At 65.5% G+C, this 16,734-nt stretch carries 19 protein-coding genes and 1 pseudogene; 6 read left to right on the forward strand and 14 right to left on the reverse strand.

Going from position 1 to position 16,734, the window contains the following annotated elements; genetic code table 11:
- Nucleotides 1-2: 2 nt before the first annotated feature.
- Nucleotides 3-536 carry a hypothetical protein gene (locus KBY65_RS01175; RefSeq protein WP_255000199.1) on the forward strand — a complete coding sequence of 178 codons (534 nt, stop codon included), beginning with the start codon at nt 3-5 and terminating at the stop codon, nt 534-536.
- Here the strand turns inward: KBY65_RS01175 and KBY65_RS01180 are convergent.
- Nucleotides 458-2,046 (reverse strand): annotated as a pseudogene (locus tag KBY65_RS01180) (IS3 family transposase). The gene KBY65_RS01175 and the pseudogene KBY65_RS01180 sit on opposite strands and share 79 nt — an antisense overlap.
- On the opposite strand from KBY65_RS01180, the gene KBY65_RS01190 reads away from it, so the two are divergent.
- The 3 genes from KBY65_RS01190 (at nt 2,046) to KBY65_RS01200 (ending at nt 4,080) form a co-directional block, all read left to right on the forward strand.
- Nucleotides 2,046-2,930, forward strand: a complete 885-nt coding sequence (locus KBY65_RS01190; protein WP_255000202.1) for a class I SAM-dependent methyltransferase — start codon at nt 2,046-2,048, stop codon at nt 2,928-2,930. The pseudogene KBY65_RS01180 and the gene KBY65_RS01190 sit on opposite strands and share 1 nt — an antisense overlap.
- A 26-nt stretch (nt 2,931-2,956) precedes the next feature.
- Nucleotides 2,957-3,736, forward strand: coding sequence for a hypothetical protein (locus KBY65_RS01195; RefSeq protein ID WP_255000203.1), 780 nt, complete (start codon nt 2,957-2,959; stop codon nt 3,734-3,736).
- A 152-nt stretch (nt 3,737-3,888) separates the two neighbouring features.
- Nucleotides 3,889-4,080, forward strand: a complete 192-nt coding sequence (locus KBY65_RS01200) for a ribbon-helix-helix domain-containing protein (RefSeq protein ID WP_255000204.1) — start codon at nt 3,889-3,891, stop codon at nt 4,078-4,080.
- A gap of 11 nt (nt 4,081-4,091) precedes the next feature.
- Here the strand turns inward: KBY65_RS01200 and KBY65_RS01205 are convergent, their stop codons facing one another.
- The 5 genes from KBY65_RS01205 to KBY65_RS01225 form a co-directional block, all read right to left on the reverse strand.
- Nucleotides 4,092-4,421, reverse strand: a complete 330-nt coding sequence (locus KBY65_RS01205) for a hypothetical protein (protein WP_255000206.1) — start codon at nt 4,419-4,421, stop codon at nt 4,092-4,094.
- Nucleotides 4,422-4,840: 419 nt separating this feature from the next.
- Nucleotides 4,841-5,206 (reverse strand): hypothetical protein, encoded by a 366-nt coding sequence (locus KBY65_RS01210; protein WP_255000207.1) that lies wholly within the window; start codon nt 5,204-5,206, stop codon nt 4,841-4,843.
- Nucleotides 5,203-5,451 carry a hypothetical protein gene (locus KBY65_RS01215; RefSeq protein WP_255000208.1) on the reverse strand — a complete coding sequence of 83 codons (249 nt, stop codon included), beginning with the start codon at nt 5,449-5,451 and terminating at the stop codon, nt 5,203-5,205. Before KBY65_RS01215 ends, KBY65_RS01210 begins: the two co-directional genes overlap by 4 nt.
- A 40-nt stretch (nt 5,452-5,491) precedes the next feature.
- Nucleotides 5,492-6,106, reverse strand: a complete 615-nt coding sequence (locus KBY65_RS01220; protein ID WP_094559323.1) for a DUF4335 domain-containing protein — start codon at nt 6,104-6,106, stop codon at nt 5,492-5,494.
- A 13-nt stretch (nt 6,107-6,119) separates the two neighbouring features.
- Entirely contained in the window at nt 6,120-6,662 is a 543-nt protein-coding gene (locus KBY65_RS01225; protein ID WP_094559324.1) for a DUF3038 domain-containing protein, read from the reverse strand.
- Between the two features lie 41 nt (nt 6,663-6,703).
- On the opposite strand from KBY65_RS01225, the gene KBY65_RS01230 reads away from it, so the two are divergent.
- A complete protein-coding gene (locus KBY65_RS01230; protein WP_254987024.1) occupies nt 6,704-7,228 on the forward strand; it encodes an adenine phosphoribosyltransferase in 525 nt (174 codons plus the stop codon).
- Nucleotides 7,229-7,263: 35 nt separating this feature from the next.
- On the opposite strand, the gene KBY65_RS01235 is transcribed toward KBY65_RS01230, so the two are convergent.
- The 5 genes from KBY65_RS01235 to dapB form a co-directional block, all read right to left on the reverse strand.
- Complete coding sequence (locus KBY65_RS01235) at nt 7,264-7,476, reverse strand: DUF2949 domain-containing protein (protein ID WP_094559326.1); 213 nt, start codon at nt 7,474-7,476, stop codon at nt 7,264-7,266.
- Nucleotides 7,477-7,522: 46 nt separating this feature from the next.
- On the reverse strand, nt 7,523-8,734 hold the full coding sequence (locus KBY65_RS01240; RefSeq protein WP_255000209.1) for an FAD-dependent monooxygenase: 1,212 nt from the start codon (nt 8,732-8,734) through the stop codon (nt 7,523-7,525).
- Nucleotides 8,735-8,813: 79 nt separating this feature from the next.
- Nucleotides 8,814-9,071, reverse strand: a complete 258-nt coding sequence (locus KBY65_RS01245) for a high light inducible protein (protein WP_255000210.1) — start codon at nt 9,069-9,071, stop codon at nt 8,814-8,816.
- Nucleotides 9,072-9,285: 214 nt separating this feature from the next.
- Nucleotides 9,286-9,933 (reverse strand): hypothetical protein, encoded by a 648-nt coding sequence (locus tag KBY65_RS01250; protein WP_255000211.1) that lies wholly within the window; start codon nt 9,931-9,933, stop codon nt 9,286-9,288.
- Entirely contained in the window at nt 9,933-10,784 is an 852-nt protein-coding gene (gene dapB / locus KBY65_RS01255; RefSeq protein WP_094559330.1) for a 4-hydroxy-tetrahydrodipicolinate reductase, read from the reverse strand. Before dapB ends, KBY65_RS01250 begins: the two co-directional genes overlap by 1 nt.
- Before the next feature lie 107 nt (nt 10,785-10,891).
- Here dapB and KBY65_RS01260 point away from each other — a divergent pair, with 107 nt between their 5' ends.
- On the forward strand, nt 10,892-14,896 hold the full coding sequence (locus tag KBY65_RS01260) for a magnesium chelatase subunit H (RefSeq protein WP_255000213.1): 4,005 nt from the start codon (nt 10,892-10,894) through the stop codon (nt 14,894-14,896).
- On the opposite strand, the gene folP is transcribed toward KBY65_RS01260, so the two are convergent.
- From folP to KBY65_RS01275, 3 genes are all read right to left on the reverse strand, one after another.
- A complete protein-coding gene (gene folP / locus KBY65_RS01265; protein ID WP_094559332.1) occupies nt 14,851-15,669 on the reverse strand; it encodes a dihydropteroate synthase in 819 nt (272 codons plus the stop codon). The genes KBY65_RS01260 and folP overlap by 46 nt on opposite strands.
- Nucleotides 15,670-15,724: 55 nt before the next feature.
- Nucleotides 15,725-16,453: a triose-phosphate isomerase gene (tpiA, locus tag KBY65_RS01270; RefSeq protein ID WP_094559333.1), complete on the reverse strand. Its 729-nt coding sequence runs from the start codon at nt 16,451-16,453 to the stop codon at nt 15,725-15,727.
- A gap of 62 nt (nt 16,454-16,515) precedes the next feature.
- A complete protein-coding gene (locus tag KBY65_RS01275; protein ID WP_094559334.1) occupies nt 16,516-16,722 on the reverse strand; it encodes an RNA-binding S4 domain-containing protein in 207 nt (68 codons plus the stop codon).
- Nucleotides 16,723-16,734 lie beyond the last annotated feature (12 nt).

The raw sequence follows: 16,734 nt of genomic DNA on the forward strand, positions 1-16,734 counted from the left end.
CGATGGCCCACGCCAAAATCGTTCGCCATTTCGAAGCTGCCGGGATCGAGCTCAACGGCCCGCAGCCCTGGGATCCGCAGGTGCACGATCCAGGCCTCTACAGCGATCTGATTCGCAGGGGCAGTTTGGCCCTGGGGGAGGGTTACGTGCAGGGGCGCTGGAACTGCGACCAGCTCGATGGTCTCTTCACCAGGCTGTTGCACCAGAACGGCGGCGAACGTGCCGTGCACGGGCTGGATGCCACGGCGCCGATCCGTCGCAAGCTGCAGGCTTGCAAGGATCAGCTCCTCAATCGGCAATCACCCCAAAGAGCCCATCAGGTGGGACGCCGGCATTACGACGTGGATCCACGGGTGTATGCAGCGATGCTCGATGCCCGGCGCATCTACAGCCGCGGCTACTGGCAACAAGCCCAGACCCCGGTAGCTGCCAGAAAAGATGACGCCTCTGCTGCCATTCAGGCACCCAACATCAACGTAGCTGGATCTGGCTCGATTTCTGGTGGCGGTGGGTTGATCCAGACCTCTTCCGGCTGACGCCAGCAACGCGTCGATCGTGACCACCGGCGGGGATGCCGTTGGCGTGCTTGTTCGTAGACGACAGCACGGTGGCGGCAGATCTCCACAGCCTCACCGTTGTGGCGCTGATGGGGCGTGACGAACTTGATGCCGCTGTGCCGGTGTCGGTGGTTGTACCAGTCCACGAACGCCGCCACCCACTGGCATGCCTCCTGCACGCTGGCGAATGGCCGCCTCGGGTAATCAGGCCGGTACTTTGCGGTTCGGAACAGCGATTCTGAGTAGGGGTTGTCGTTTGACACCCTCGGCCTTGAGAACGACCGCAGCACGCCCAGCTCCTCCAGCCGTGATTCCAGCGTGGCGGCACGCATGGCGTTGCCGTTATCGGCGTGGAGGGTCAAGGGTATCTGGCGCCCCTTGCTGATCCGCTCGCGCAGGCAGGCTCTGCTCACCAGATCGGCTGCAATTGCTGGGTCTTCTCGCTCAGCGACATCCCAGGCCACCACCTTGCGGCTCCACACGTCGATCACCAGATAGAGATAGAGCCACACGCCACGCACTGTTGTTGGCAGGTAGGTGATCTCCCAGCTCCACACCTGATTCGGGCCTGCGGCCCGCAGCCGTGGCACTGGCCTCGGCTCCTGTGGTGGTCGGGCGCGACCGCGGCGATTCGCCTGGCCATGGGCGTGCAACACCCGGTAGAAGCTGCGCTCTGAGCCAATGAACAGGCCCCGGTCCGCAAGGATCGGCACGATCTGCCCGGGGGGCAGCGCAGCGAATTCCGGCTCGTTGCAGGTGAGCAGAATGCGCTGGCGCTCTTCTTCGCTGAGGCGGTGTGACACATTGCGGTAACTGCCTTTGCGGCAGTCCACACCGCCGCCTTCACCGGCAAACTGGCGGCGCCAGCGCTGCAGCGTGGTGAGGCCAATACCCAACAGCAGGGCCAGTTGTCTGGCACGAGCACCAGCGGCAATCCCCTCATCCATGATCTGCAAAGCCTTCTGGCGGGCGTCGGGCGAGGTCAGTCGTCCGCGTCCTCTCCCCAGAAGGCCTGGATCTTTTTTGCTGCCAACAGCAGTGCCGCTGCTTCTGCCAGGGCCTTCTCCTTACGGCGCAGCTCTTGTTTGAGCTGTTTGATTTCACGCTGGTCCTGCTGATGGCGTCGGTCTAGATCCTTCTGCTCTGTCAAGGTGAGCACTGGCTTTTCGTTGGCATCCTGGGATGCTTGACGCCAGCGGTCCACCTGTTCCGGATAGAGGCCCCGCTCACGGCAATAAGCGCTCAGCTCGGTGGCATTCAACCCAGCGGTTTCCAGCACCACCGTGAACTTGTCGGTGGAATCCCATCCCTCTGGTTCCTTTTCGGATGCCGGCACCACCTCTCCTTGCAACCGCCAGGCCTTTCTCCAGTTGTAGAGGCTGGCCACGTGAATGCCCAGCTCTGCTGAAATCTGGGAAACGCTCTGGCGGTTCGGCGGAGTCATACGCCTCCTCACATCAGCCTTAAAGGCCTCGCTGTAACGACGCATTGCCCTGCTCCATCAAGCCCCCTGGTGAAAAAAGTGGTCGGGTTGGAGAGGCGTCAACTTTCCTGGCAGAGGGGGCCCTGGAGGAGGCCCAGGAGCACAAGCTGCGGCTGATCTGCGAAAAACTGGAACTGTCAGCCGGCCAGCGGCTGCTTGATCTGGGCTGCGGCTGGGGAGGCCTGGCGGTGTTCGCCGCCCAGCACTACGGGGTATCGGTGCTGGGCGTCACCGTGTCAGAGCAGCAGGCCGAGGCTTGCCGCACCCAGGCCATGGGACTGCCGGTGGAGGTGCATCTGGCCGACTACCGCTCACCGCTGATCCAAAACGCGGGCCCGTTCGATCGGGTGGTGTCGGTGGGGATGTTCGAGCACGTCGGGCGCCGCAACGACCGCACCCTGTTCGCCACCCTTGACGGCATACTCCAGGACGACGGGCTCTGCCTGCTGCAGACAATCGGCAGCGCCACAACCTGCGATTGGTTCGATCCGTGGATCGACGTCTATATCTTTCCGAACGGACGCCTGCCCTCCGCCATGCAGTTGTGCCGGGGCTGGGAGCCCTGGTTTGTTCTGGAGGACTGGGAGAACTTCGGCGCGGACTACGACAAAACCCTGATGGCCTGGCATGCCAACTTTGAGCGCGCCTGGCCCGATCTGTCACATCACCTGAGCTCTGAATTTCAGCGGCTCTGGCGTTACTACTTGCTCTCCTGTGCAGGCCTGTTCCGCTCGCGGCGAGGGCAGCTGTGGCAAATCGTGCTCTCAAAGCGCACAAGAGATCAAACGTACCGATCGATCCGGCCCCGCAGTTGCGTGCTGGCCGATGACCTGCGGCAAAACAATGGGCCATCTGCTGTAGGAGCCAACCCAGCCAGCCGACCTGCATAGGTTGACCACAGAGCGAGATTTCAGGCATGCAGCGGCAACACCAGGAAACCCTTCATGCGCTGTTTGCCCATCCGATCCAGCGGGGCCTGCACCAGTCTCGGGTGATCGAACTCTGCCGAGCGCTGGGAGCAGAGGTCAGCCAACTCGATCAACATCGCTTGAAACTGCGTTGGCCCCACGGCGACGAAACCTGGCTGCACTGCGGCTCAGGTACGGGCAGCAACACCCTGAATGCCGAGGCGTTGATGCGGTTGCGCCACGTTTTGGAGCAGCAGGGAATCAGCCCCGACCATCCCGAACCGAGCCAAGACATCCAGCGGGGCGACCAGAGCCACCGGCTGGTGGTGCGAATGGACCATCACCAAAGCGATGTCTTTCATCTGGTTGGCGCGGATGTGGAGCACGCCGTCCTGCACCCCCATGGGCTCTGGGCCACGGGCCAACGGCTCAGCCATCGCCACGACCGGGACATCGCCGGCCAACGGGCGCCCCTCGACCACGACTATCTCAAACGAATCGAGCAGGCCATCGCGCAGGCGGAGGTGGTGTTGCTGGTCGGCCATGGCAAGGGCCAGAGCAACATGGCGGAGGTGCTGCAGAACCATCTGCGCCAGCACCAACCCCACTTGCTGGAGCGGGTGACTGCGATCACGATCAACGACACCAACCTCAGTGATGACGCCCTGTTGGCTTTGGCACGGCAGCAATTTGGCAATCTGCCCCACCGACGCACCCTGCGGATTCCAGGACAACCGATTCGGGAAGCGAGGGATAGGGAAGCGGCAGGCAGGGACTCTGTCGATTAGAGCGCGGGCATGAACATCGGCAACCGCGATTGAGGGCTTTGCTCCAGCCTCGTTTATGCGTATCCAGCATTTGATGCGCAAACGCCTCAATCTGCATCAACTTTGTTGGCATCTATTCAGCCAAGCTGGGGCGAGCATCGTCACGAATGGTCATGCACTCCAGCACCACTGAGATGAATCACAGCGCCATCGATGCACACTTCAGAGCACCCAAACGGCTATCGGTGACCTTGCCCCACGCCACCTACGAGCAGTTGGTGCAAAAAAGTGGCTGGGAGGGTCGCTCAATCAGCAACCTTGCTGCTTTTTTGCTGGAAAACGCGCTGAAACCATCGAGCTTCTGAGCAGCAATGCCTCAACAGCCAGCTCCTGGGGCGGAGGAGATGGCCTGGATCCTTTGAGTGACCGTGAGCCCTGGCAACTCAGCTGAGCGATCGGCGCTGGCTCGGTTCAATTCGCGCTCCAGGTTGAGAATGCGTTTCTCATGCAGGCAGTATTTGCAACCACCTGTGGTTTGGAGATGCTTCTCAGGGGTGATGGAGATCTCCTTCACCGGATGACTGGTGCAGCGGATCTTGATCGGCGTCTTGTAGCTCTTGTAAACGATGGCCGAGTAGTCGTATTGATCGCCAAACCGGGATCGCGCCCGTTCCAGAAAGAGCTCTCGACTGATTGGGTTCCCCATGGCCAGGCCCCGATCGCATCAGTCAGCAGGCCAAAGGTTACGGGGGATCAAGCCTGCCCCGCCCAGGCCTTCACAGTGCGTGATCCAGTGAAAAAGGGGTGGATTCGCTGGCCACAACGGAGCCCCTCCCTACGGTGCCATCGAGCGCCATGAAGGGAGTGGTGATCAGGCAGGGAGGAATCCCTGCTTTTTTATGGGATCCCAGCGGTGCGAATCTGGAACACCATTGCCCCACCGTCTGTCGCCCATGGCCCCCGAGTCTCCCCAGCGTCCAGCCTGGTTGAACTGGCTGTTTCTGCTGGCCTTCCTATGGAGCTCTTACCAACTGGCGGGGCTGTGGTTCCAGCGGCTGCACAGCTGACATCAATGGTTGGGGGCGATGAACTGCTAGGTGCGCGCCTCGAGGACTAGGCCCCGGATCAACGGCGGGGCGAGGGCTGGGGCAAGAAGGCCCGCACCAAACGGATCAGTCCAGCCGCCACCAGGCCGAGGGCCGCGATGGCGACCAGCACCAGCAGCACCACGGCCAGCAACTGCAGCAAACCCCAGAGCGCCTGCTGCACCCCTCCGATCAGGTTGGCCAAGGCGGTGCTGAGCACCAGGAACGTGTCGAAGCGCTCGGGCAACTGCAACAGGGCGATCAGCAAGCCCACCCCGGCTGCCCCCAACAGCAGGGCAATGCCGACCTGTCGCCAGCGGACTGGCCGCCGGCGGCGGCGAAACACCCGCCGCGTCGAAGTGCCGGTGGCCGGAAGCTGCAGGGCACGGCGGCGGGGAGACGTCATACCTCGAGGGCGTAGCCGGCACCGCGCATCCAGCGCTCAAATTCCATCAACACCAGCTCGTTGGGGCAATCGATCAACGAGAGATCAACCACGGTGCAATCCCCCTGACCGCCGTGGTGCAGAGACAGGCGAAAATCAACGCCGCTGAGTCCACAGACCTCCGGATCGCTGCGCACCACCACATCCAGGGCCGCTCCAAGCCGCGCCACCCGGATCCGCAGTTCCGACCAGGTCATCGCCGCCATGGACTCTTTGTCCCTCAGTGTGGCCAGCCGACCGGCAACGTCAAGGGGAAGGAGTCGCACCCCGGGCCGGCTGACTGGACTCCGGCCGGCCAGGGGCGGCGGCGGGCTTGGGCTCGGGGATCAGCAAACCCAGGCCCGAGGCCAGGGCCAGGGCCAACACACCGCCCAGCGGCGCCGCCAGGCGCTGGGCAAGGGGGCGCCGCTCCAGCAGTTCGCGGGCCCGCAGGGGCACCGGAGCGGGCAACTCCAGGGGCAGCTGCAGGCGCGCGTCGAGCCGCAGCTGATCGAGCACCCGCACCAGATCAGCCAGCTCAGCGTCATCGAGGGCGAGCTGCAGGGGCGGTGTGTCGGGCTGGCTGCTGCGCAACAGCAGGCTGTGGCCCCCCTCGGAGGCAGGGCCAATCTCCACAGGCTGGGGCTCGGCACCGAAGCGCCGCGGCACGCCGCTGATCAGGTAGCGGGCATAGGGCAGCACCACCTGCATCAGCGCCAACAGGTGCTCTTTGCGGCCTTCCAGCTCGGGGCGTCCCGCCCACTGCAAGGACCAGCCCGTGATGATGCCGAGAGCAGCACCGCTCTGGCCCACCGACACATCCGGCAGGCCCTCCACCTTGAGACGGCAGCTGAGTTGGTCGAACTGCAGGATCTGCTTCATGGGTTGACCTGCTTCATGACTGGGCATCGAGGAGGCTGGCCCGCAGGCGCTCAAAGCCGCCCACACCGGAACCCAGCGAGAGGGCCTGCACCAGCAGCCGCGCCTGGCGGGCGCCGCCCTCTGGATCCAGCAACAGTTGCACGCCGCTGCGGCGGGGGTTCATCCGCTCGCGAATCAATTCGGCCAGGCGGCCGCGAAACAGGGCCCAGCGCTGGCTCAGCACCTCGGGCGGCTCGGCCGTGGAGAGCAGGCCGCGCAGCAACGGGTAGAGGCGATCGGCCAGGGCGCAGAGGATGCGGATCAGGGCATCGGTTTCCGCTGGCTCCAGCGCACCGCGGCGGGTGGTGCGGCGCAGGGGGTTGGTGCAGCGACGCTTCCACAGCTCCACCCGGTTGGGGAAGAGGCTGGTGAAACCCATCTGCTCACTCATCCACACCATCGCCTCACCGCCGTTGAGGTCGAGGGCCTCCACGCTGAGCAAGAGCAGGTCGAGGCGTTCCAGGCCCCGGCGGGGAAGCCGGGCGCTGGATTCCGGCGCGGTTGGGTCCTGGGGCATGGCTGCGATGATGCCAGCAAGTGCACCCACCCGTCACGTCCATGGCTCCAGACCTGCGGGAATTCGTGCGGGATGTGCCTGATTTCCCCAAGCCCGGCATCCTGTTTCGCGACCTGACACCCCTGATGCGCGACCCCGACGGCTGGCAGGAGGTGATCCGCCAGCTCACCTCCGTGTGTGAGCGGCTGCAGCCCGACTTGATCGTGGGCATCGAATCGCGCGGCTTCATCGTGGGCACCGCTCTGGCCACGGCCGTGCGGCTGGGCTTTGTGCCGGTGCGCAAGCCCGGCAAGCTGCCGGGCACCGTGACCGGGGTCGACTACGCCCTGGAATACGGCAGCGACCGCCTGGAGATCCACAGCGATGCCCTCGCCGATGGCTCCAAGGTGCTGATCATCGACGATCTTCTGGCCACCGGCGGCACCGCGGCGGCTTGCGCCGAGCTGGTGGCGGCCGCCGGCGGGCAGCTGTGTGGTTTCGGCTTTGTGGCCGAGTTGGCGGCCCTGGAGGGACGGCGCAAGCTGCCTGACGATCAGCCGGTGGAGTCGCTGATCATCTACAGCTGAACTGAGCTGAACTGGAAAACTGAGCCGGGCGGGCCCTAGGGGTTGCTGTCCTGCCAGGCCAGCAGGGCATCGAACTGCTCGAGGCTGATCAGGCCAAAGCGCCAGAGCACCACCGGCAGGGGTGCCTGCTCCTGCTGGGCCTGGCGCAGGCCCAGGGCCAGGGCGCTCTCACTCAGGCCGAACTGATGGCGCAGCAACCGCACCAGGGCTGGCGACGGCGGCGGCTGGGAGGTGGTGCTGATCACCATGGGCAGCTCAGCGGGGGATCGAGCGCTTGGAGCACCTCCATGCTGATCAACGCCGCAGCAGCTGGCAAGGGCCTTGGGTCATGGCCGCCAGGCACAGCTGCCGCAGGGGCGCCAGGCGGGCCAGCAGGAGCAGGGCAAACCGGCGCAGGGCCAGCAGCAGTGGCGCGCGGTTGGAGAAGACACGCACCAGCAGGTCGGTAGCCACCAGGGTGAGCAACAGATCGGGCCAGCGGCGGCGCCCGTAGGCCGCTGGCAGCCGCTCCACAGCCATGCGGCCGGCACGCACCCGCCGGGCCAAACGATGCAGCTGGGCCACGTCGCGCCAGCACAGATTCAGCCCCTGGCCGCCCACCGGATGGCAGCGGTGGCCACTTTCCCCCACCAGCACCGTGCGGCCGCGGTGCAGCCGGCGGGCCAGCAACAACGACACCGGGAAAGCCCGAGGGTCGTCGAGCAGAGCATCGGGTTGGAGCTGATCCGGCAGGGCCCCGGCGAGGGCATCGAGAAAGGCGGCATCGCCCAGGCTCTCGAGCTGACGGCAACGCGGAGCCGGCGCACTCCACACCAGCTGAAACTGCCCTGCCCCCAGGGGCAACACTGCAAACGGCCCTTCCGGACGCAGCAGCTCCCAGGCCTGGTCGTCGGCGCTGCCGCGCAGCTGCACAAGGGCCGTGAGGCAGCTCTGGCGGTAGGGCCACTGAACCACCCCGATGCCGAGGGCGTCGCGGCTGGGGGAATGGGGCCCGTCGGCGGCCACGATCAGATCTGCCGCATTCAGATCAGCCGGGCTCAGATCTGCCGAGCTCAGATCAGCCGGGCGGGCAGGATCCGCTGTTGCCCCCACCCCCAGCTTCAGGCTGATGGCTGGGTGGGCGGCCAGGCGCTCCAGAAGCACGCCGAGCAGGGGACGGTGCAGGGCCACCCAACCCACCGCCGCTCCAGGGGCGGCCGCCAGCCGCCGGCCCAGATCCGCCAGGCCAAAGGGCACCTGCTGATCGATGGCCAGATCCAGCAGCTGCAGGGAGCGGAACGGCACCATGGCCGCTCGGAGCTCCTCCCACAGCCCTAACTGCGCAAGCAGGCGCTGGCTGGAGTGGGTGAAGGCGTAGGCCCGGTTGCGCTCCAGCAGGCTGGCGGCGAGCAACGGGTCGCTGATGGACACCTGCCAGCCGGCATCCGCCAGGGCGAGCGCCGCCAGGGCTCCGGTGGGTCCCGCCCCGTTCACCTGGGCCCGCAACACCGGATTTGAAGGAACCATGGCGGGAGATAGCGCAGCCCAGGGCAGGGGCACAAAAAAGCCGCAGCAAAAGTGCTGCGGCGATGGCTCAGCAGGAGCCTCAGCCGATGCCGAGCAGACCGCGGGTGAAGGATTCACCGCCCAGGGCGAATTCGGTGGCGAGCAGGGCGATGAAGCCGAGCATGGCCATGCGGCCGTTGAGCTTTTCGGCGCGCTCATGGAAGCCCCAGCCGCTCTCGGTGGACACCACTTCAATGCGGGGCTCGGTAGCAAAGGCGTTGAGGCGGCCGCCGTCTTCGGTGGTGACGGTGGCACCGCGGATAGTGGCGGCTTCGATGGAGGGGGTGGTCTGAGTCACGAGGAGCCTCTGGCGTGGCAATAAATGAATTGTAACGCAATATTGCAGCCTATAACGGGTCCCGCGCTCATCGTGGCGGGCGAGCCGGGGTGCCCACTGCGAGAAGCCCGTCTCATAGGCGATTTCGGTTTGTTCAACAGGCTGTTGAACAACGTCCAGTTTCCAAAAACAGCCAACACGTCCAACGCCAGGCGGCGCCAGCCACGCATTGGCGTTAGCGGAACCGCTTCAGGCAGAGCTCTTCAAAGGCCGGCCGCAGCAGGAACGGGTACTCGCCCACCCACAGCTTCAGCTGGGGGAGCCAGGCGTCGCTGATCGCCCCCACCCGTGAGAAGTCCTTGCGCTCGCTGAGCACCAGCACCCGCACCACCATGCCGGCCCGGATCTGCTGGTGCTTCTTCTCGAACGGGAAGCGCACCTTGCCGAGATAGCCCTCCTCATCCGCCAGCTCAAGGGTGAGCCAGGTGCGCCGGTTTTCCACCAGCTCGAGGCGGCCGTTGTTGTTGGCCTGCTCGCGGCGCTCCTCAACGATCTCGCGGGTGTAGAGGTCGGCGACCTCACCCTCAAACAGGGCGGCGGCCGGGTAGCGGCGCAGGGTGGCGTTTTTCTGGCCCGCCTCCAGGATCGGCCCCCAGAGCAGGTAGAGGGCAAACACCACGCCCACCACCAGAAACACTGGACCGAACTGACTGGTGAACAACAAGGTCTGGCTGATCAGCAGGGTGATCACGGCGCCGATCACCGAGATCAGCACCCGCTGCAGCACCTTGCGGGGGTTGCCGGTGCAGGCGTTGAACTGGGGTCCAGTGGCGACCGCTGGGATCAAACGCGGCAGTTCACCCGGTCGAAGCGGAATCAACATCAGAGCAACCTCTCCAGGCCATACACCAGGCCACCCAGCTGGCGCACCTTGCGCACCGTGAGCAGCACGCCAGGCATGTAGGCGGAACGATCAATCGTGTCGTGGCGCAGGGTGTAGGTCTCCCCGGGAGCTCCGAACATGACCTCCTGATGGGCCACCAGACCGGGCAGGCGGATGGAGTGGAGCCGCAGGCCGCTCTCGCGCTGGCCGCCGCGGCAGCCAGCCAGGGTTTCGTGCTCCTCCACCTGCTGGCGGTTGAAGGATTTGCCCAGCTCTTCCATCAGCTCGGCGGTCTTGATGCAGGTGCCACTGGGGGCATCGGCCTTGCGGTTGTGGTGCAGCTCGGTGAGCTCAGCGAAGTCGTAGAAGCGGGCGGCGGCGGCGGCGGCCTGCTGCAGCAGCACCATGCCCACCGAGAAGTTGGGGATCACGGCCCCGCCCACCGAGGCTTTGTCGGCAAAGGCGGCAAGATCGGTCAGCTGCTGCGGGCTCAGGCCGGTGGTGCCGATCACGGGATGCACCCCGTAGGCAATCGCGGCGCGGGTGTGCTCATAGACCACCGAGGGGTGGGTAAAATCCACCAGCACCGCCGCGCCACCCTGGCGGGCAGCCTGACTGGCCTGGCAGAGGACCCCCTCGAAATCGGCAGTGATCGCCACCTCCAGCTCGCCCAGCCCGAGTTCGAGGCCCACATCCGTGCCCTCCTTGTCCGGCGTGGTGTCGATCGCCCCCACCAACGCGCAATCCGCCGCGGTCTGCACCGCCTTCACCACTTCGGCGCCCATGCGGCCCAGGGCACCGGCCACCACCACGGGGATCGGCGCCGGCGGAGGCGTGGCAGAGCTGGACATGGCGGCGGTAGCAGTGTTCGCGAGCCTATGGCTCAACGGCGTGCAGCGCTGGCATCCCGGCGCCTCCCTCCGTAGATTCCTTTCCAGTGCTCACTCCCACCGCGCGCATGTTCACGCAGGTCCGCTCCACCAACCGCCGCGTCACCCCGGGCGACGTGAACGGCCGGGCCGTGATGAAGGCCGTGTATGTGGTGCTCGAACCCCAATATCAAAACGCCCTCACCCAGGCCGCCACCTCGCTCAACGCCCAGAACGGCCCCCTGGCGATCGAGCTGAGCGGCTACCTGATCGAGGAGCTGCGCGACCCCCAGAACTACGCCGACTTCCAGGCCGATGTGGCCTCAGCCGATGTGTTCATCGCTTCGCTGATCTTCATTGAGGACCTGGCTCAGAAAGTGGTGGAGGCGGTGGCCCCCCACCGCGACCGGCTCAAGGCGGCGGTGGTGTTCCCCTCCATGCCGGAGGTGATGCGGCTCAACAAGCTCGGCACCTTCTCGATGGCCCAGCTGGGCCAGAGCAAGAGCGCCATCGCCAGCTTCATGAAAAAGCGCAAGGAGGCTGGCGGCGCCGGCTTCCAGGACGCGATGTTGAAGCTGCTCAACACCCTGCCGACGGTTCTCAAATATCTGCCGGTGGAGAAGGCTCAAGACGCCCGCTCCTTCATGCTCAGCTTCCAGTATTGGCTGGGCGGCACGCCAGACAACCTCAGGAATTTCCTGTTGATGCTGGCCGACAAATACGTGTTCCCGAAGGGCGACAGCGACCGCGCCGCCGTGGTGGTGGCCGAGCCCGAGGTGTTTCCCGACCTGGGCATCTGGCACCCCCTGGCGCCGGGGATGTTCGAAGACCTCAAGGAATACCTCAACTGGACCGCCAGCCGCAGCGAGCTATCTGAGGCGGCCCGCAAGGGTCCTGTGATCGGCTTGGTGCTGCAGCGCAGCCACATTGTCACCGGCGATGAGGCCCACTACGTGGCGATCATTCAGGAGCTGGAATACCGCGGCGCCACCGTGATTCCGGTGTTCTGCGGCGGGCTCGACTTCACCAAGCCGGTGAATGCCTTCTTCTACGACCCGCTCAACCCGGACGTGCCCCTGGTGGATGGGGTGGTGTCGCTCACCGGCTTTGCCCTGGTCGGTGGCCCGGCCCGTCAGGACCATCCCAAGGCGATCGAGGTGCTGAAAAAGCTCAACCGCCCCTACATGGTGGCCCTACCGCTGGTGTTCCAGACCACCCAGGAGTGGGAGGAGAGCGACCTGGGCCTGCACCCGGTGCAGGTGGCGCTGCAGATCGCCATCCCCGAACTCGATGGTGCCATCGAGCCGATCGTGCTGAGCGGCCGCGATGACGCCACCGGCAAGGCCCACACCCTGCAGGACCGGGTGGATGCGATCGCCGAGCGGGCGATTCGCTGGGCTTCGCTGCGGGTGAAGCCCCGGGCCGAGAAGAAGCTGGCGATCACCGTGTTCAGCTTTCCGCCCGACAAGGGCAACGTGGGCACCGCCGCCTACCTCGATGTGTTCGGCTCGATCCACCGGGTGCTCGAGGAGATGAAGGCCAAGGGCTACGACGTGCAGGATCTCCCGCACAACTCCAAGGCGCTGATGGAGGCGGTGATCAACGACCCCGAAGCGCTCCAGGGCGCCCCGGAGCTGGCGATCGCCCACCGCATGAGCGTGGAGGAATACGAGCGGCTCACTCCCTATTCCGAGCGGCTCGAAGAAAACTGGGGCAAGCCCCCCGGCAACCTCAACAGCGATGGCACCAACCTGCTGATCTACGGCCGCCACTTCGGCAACGTGTTTGTCGGCGTACAGCCGACGTTTGGCTACGAGGGCGACCCGATGCGGCTGCTCTATTCGCGCAGCGCCAGCCCCCACCACGGCTTTGCCGCCTACTACACCTACCTGGAGAAGGTGTGGCAGGCCGATGCGGTGCTGCACTTCGGCACCCACGGCTCGCTGGAGTTCATGCCCGGCAAGCAGATGGGCATGAGCGAAACCTGCTACCCCGATTCGCTGATCGGCGCCCTGCCCAACCTCTATTACTACGCCGCCAACAACCCGAGCGAGGCCACGATCGCCAAACGGCGCGGCTACGCCTCCACGATCAGCTACCTCACGCCGCCAGCTGAAAACGCTGGCCTCTACAAGGGCCTCAAGGAGCTGGGTGAGCTGGTGGGCTCCTACCAGCAGCTGCGCGAAGGCTCTAGAGGCGTGCAGATCGTCAACGCGATCGTGGAAACGGCGCGCCAGTGCAACCTTGACAAAGACGTGGTGCTGCCCGACGTCGACGGCTCCGAGCTCGACCTCGACGGCCGCGACGGCGTGGTGGGGGCGGTGTACCGCCAACTGATGGAGATCGAGAGCCGGCTGCTGCCCTGCGGTCTGCACACGATCGGCAAGCCTCCCACCGCCGAAGAGGCAATCGCCACCCTGGTGAACATCGCTGCTCTCGAGCGCGAGGAAGACGGTCTGCGCTCCCTGCCAGGCCTGCTGGCCGAGAGCCGGGGCCGCACGATTGCCGACGTCTACAAGGGCAACGACGAGGGCGTGCTCGCCGATGTGGAGCTCAACTGCACCATCACCGAGGTGTGTCGCGCAGCGGTGGGCGCGATGGTGAAGGCCGTCACCGGCGCCGATGGCCGGGTGACCCTGCGCGAAAACTTCGGTTGGCTGTTCAAGCTGCTCGAGCAGTTTGGCTTCAAGCTGCCCAGCCCCTGGCTGAGCGCCTGCCGCAGCGCCGGCTTTGGCGAGGTGGATCAAGCCGAGCTCGACAAATTGTTTGGTTACTTGCGCTTCTGCCTCGAGCAGATCTGCGCCGACATGGAGATGGAGAGCCTGCTCAAGGCCCTCGATGGCGAATACGTGCTGCCCGGCCCGGGCGGCGATCCGATCCGCAACCCCGGCGTGCTGCCCAGCGGCAAGAACATCCACGCCCTTGATCCCCAGTCGATTCCCACCCGCGCCGCGATTGCAGCGGCCAAGGTGGTGGTGGACCGGCTGATCGAGCGCCAGAAGGCGGAGCAGGGCGCCTGGCCCGAAACCATCGCCTGCGTGCTCTGGGGCACCGACAACATCAAGACCTACGGCGAATCGCTGGCCCAGATCCTGTGGTTCATCGGCGTGCGGCCCGTGCCCGATTCCCTCGGCCGGGTGAACAAGCTCGAACTGATTTCCCTTGAAGAACTGGGCCGCCCCCGCATCGACGTGGTGGTCAATTGCAGCGGCGTGTTCCGCGACCTGTTCATCAACCAGATGGGCCTGATCGACCAGGGCGTGAAGATGGCGGCCGAGGCCGATGAGCCCCTGGAGATGAACTTCGTGCGGCGTCACGCCCAGGAGCAGGCCGAAGCCCAGGGCGTCTCCCTGCGGGACGCGGCCACCCGGGTGTTCTCCAATGCCAGCGGCAGTTATTCCTCCAACGTCAACCTGGCGGTGGAGAACAGCACCTGGGAGGAGGAGAACGAGCTGCAGGAGATGTACCTCTCGCGCAAAACCTTTGCCTTCAACGCCGATAATCCCGGCGAGATGAACCAGAACCGCGACGTGTTCGAATCGGCGATGAAAACTGCCGATGTGACCTTCCAGAACCTGGATTCTGCCGAGATCTCACTCACCGATGTGAGCCACTACTTCGATTCCGATCCCACCAAGCTGATCCGGGGCCTGCGCGACGACGGCAAGGCACCATCGAGTTACATCGCCGACACCACCACCGCCAATGCCCAGGTGCGCTCACTTAGTGAAACAATTCGGCTCGATTCGCGCACCAAGCTGCTCAACCCCAAGTGGTATGAGGGCATGCTGAACAGCGGCTATGAGGGTGTGCGCGAAGTCGCCAAGCGGCTCAACTTCACCCTGGGTTGGAGTGCCACCAGCGGCGCGGTGGACAACTTCGTGTATGAGGAAGCCAACGACACCTTCATCAACGACCCGGAGATGCGCAAGCGGCTGATGGAGCTCAACCCCCACAGCTTCCGCCGCATCGTGGGCACCCTGCTGGAAGTGAACGGCCGCGGCTACTGGGAAACCAGCGACGAGAACATCGCCCAACTGCAGGAGATCTACCAGGAGATCGAAGACCGGATCGAAGGTGTCACGGAGCCCTGAAGGGCATCGGCCATGCGGGCGGTCTGCGCGATCGGCCCCACGTCATGCACCCGCAGGATCCGCGCCCCCTGGGCGATGGCAAAGCCGCACACCGCCGCCGTGCCCCAGAGCCGCGCCCGAGGCCGGGATTCGTTCAGCACGGCCCCGATGAAGCGCTTGCGTGAGGGGCCCACCAGCAGTGGAAAGCCCTCGCCCGCCAACAGCGCCAGGCCCCGCAGCAGCGCCAGGTTGTGGCCCGTGTCCTTGGCAAAGCCCAGACCCGGATCCCAGATCACCTGAGTGGGGCGCACGCCCGCCGCGATCGCGGTTTCGGTGGCCTCAAGCAGGCCAGCGCGCACCTCCCCCACCACATCGTCGTAGTGCGCCAGTTGATCCATGCTGCGGCTATCGCCGCGGCTGTGCATCAGCACCAGGGGGCACCCCGCCGACGCCGCCAGCCGCAGCAAGGCGGGATCGCGGCGGCCGCCGCTCACATCGTTGATCCAGTGGGCCCCAGCCGCCAGGGCGGCCTCGGCCACGGGGGCGTGAAAGGTGTCGATCGAGAGCAGGGCGTTGGGATGGGCAGCGCGAATCGCGGCCAGGGCCGGCAAAAGCCGCTCCAGCTCCCGCTGCGGCCCCACCTCCTCGGCACCGGGGCGGGTGCTCTGGGCACCCAGATCGAGCAGATCAGCCCCCTGGACCAGCATCAGGCCGGCCTGTCGCACTGCGGCCTCCACACTGGCCAACCTCCCGCCTTCACTGAAGGAGTCGGGGGTAAGGTTAAGCACCCCCATCACGGCAGTGCGCCCACCCCAGGGGAAGCGAGGCTCGCCCATCAGGCGACTCCCCTCAGCGGCCGTAGTTGGCGATGCGGGCGAAGCTCACCGCATCGAGGGAAGCACCACCCACCAGCACGCCGTCGATCTCGCTCTGGGCCATCAGGTCGTCGATGGTGGCCGGATTCACCGAACCGCCGTATTGCACCGTGACACTGGCATTGCCCACCCAGCCGCGGATCAGCCCGCAGATGCGGTTGGCCTCCTCGGCGGCACAGGTTTTGCCGGTACCGATCGCCCAGATAGGCTCATAGGCCACGATCAGCCGAGTGGGGTCCACATCCTCCAGCCCCTGCTCGATCTGGCGGTGAATCACCCGCTCGGTTTCGTTGGACTCGCGCTGGTCGAGGCTCTCGCCCACGCAGAGTATCGGGATCAGGCCATGGATCTGGGCGTTGCGGGCCCGCAGATTGATCTGCTCATCACTCTCGCTGTAGTACTTGCGCGGCTCGCTGTGGCCCACGATCGCGTGGCTGACGCCGTGCTCCACCAGCATCGGCGCCGAGATCATGCCGGTGTAGGCGCCCTGGTCCTCCCAGTGCACGTTCTGACCAGCAATCTGCACCCCGGCCCCCGCGAGGTGGCGGCAGAGGGTGGGAATCGAGGTGAAAGGCGGAGCGATCACAACCTCCCGGTCGTCGGTGAGATCGGCAATCAGCGGTCGGAACGTGGCCGCAAACACCCGCGTCTCAGCGCAGGTCATGTGCATCTTCCAGTTGCCCGCGATCACGGCCTTGCGCACCGGCCCACCCCAACGACGTCAGCAAAACCTAATGGGCCGCCGGTCACTCCCTGAACCCTGGATCAGGGCCGGGCTCTGGGCACCTCACGGGGCGGCGTGAACAACACCTCGCGGCCATCGAGGGCCACCGCATCCCCCAGGGCCAGCTGGCGACCCCGGCGGGTTTCGATGGCGCCATTGACGCGCACATCCCCCCGTTGAATGCGCAGCTTGGCTTCACCGCCGGTGCCCACCAGGCCCTGGTACTTGAGGAATTGATCGAGTTTCAAGGATGAGCCCGC

The organism is Cyanobium sp. Alchichica 3B3-8F6, from assembly GCF_024346435.1.
Lineage (GTDB): Bacteria > Cyanobacteriota > Cyanobacteriia > PCC-6307 > Cyanobiaceae > Cyanobium_A.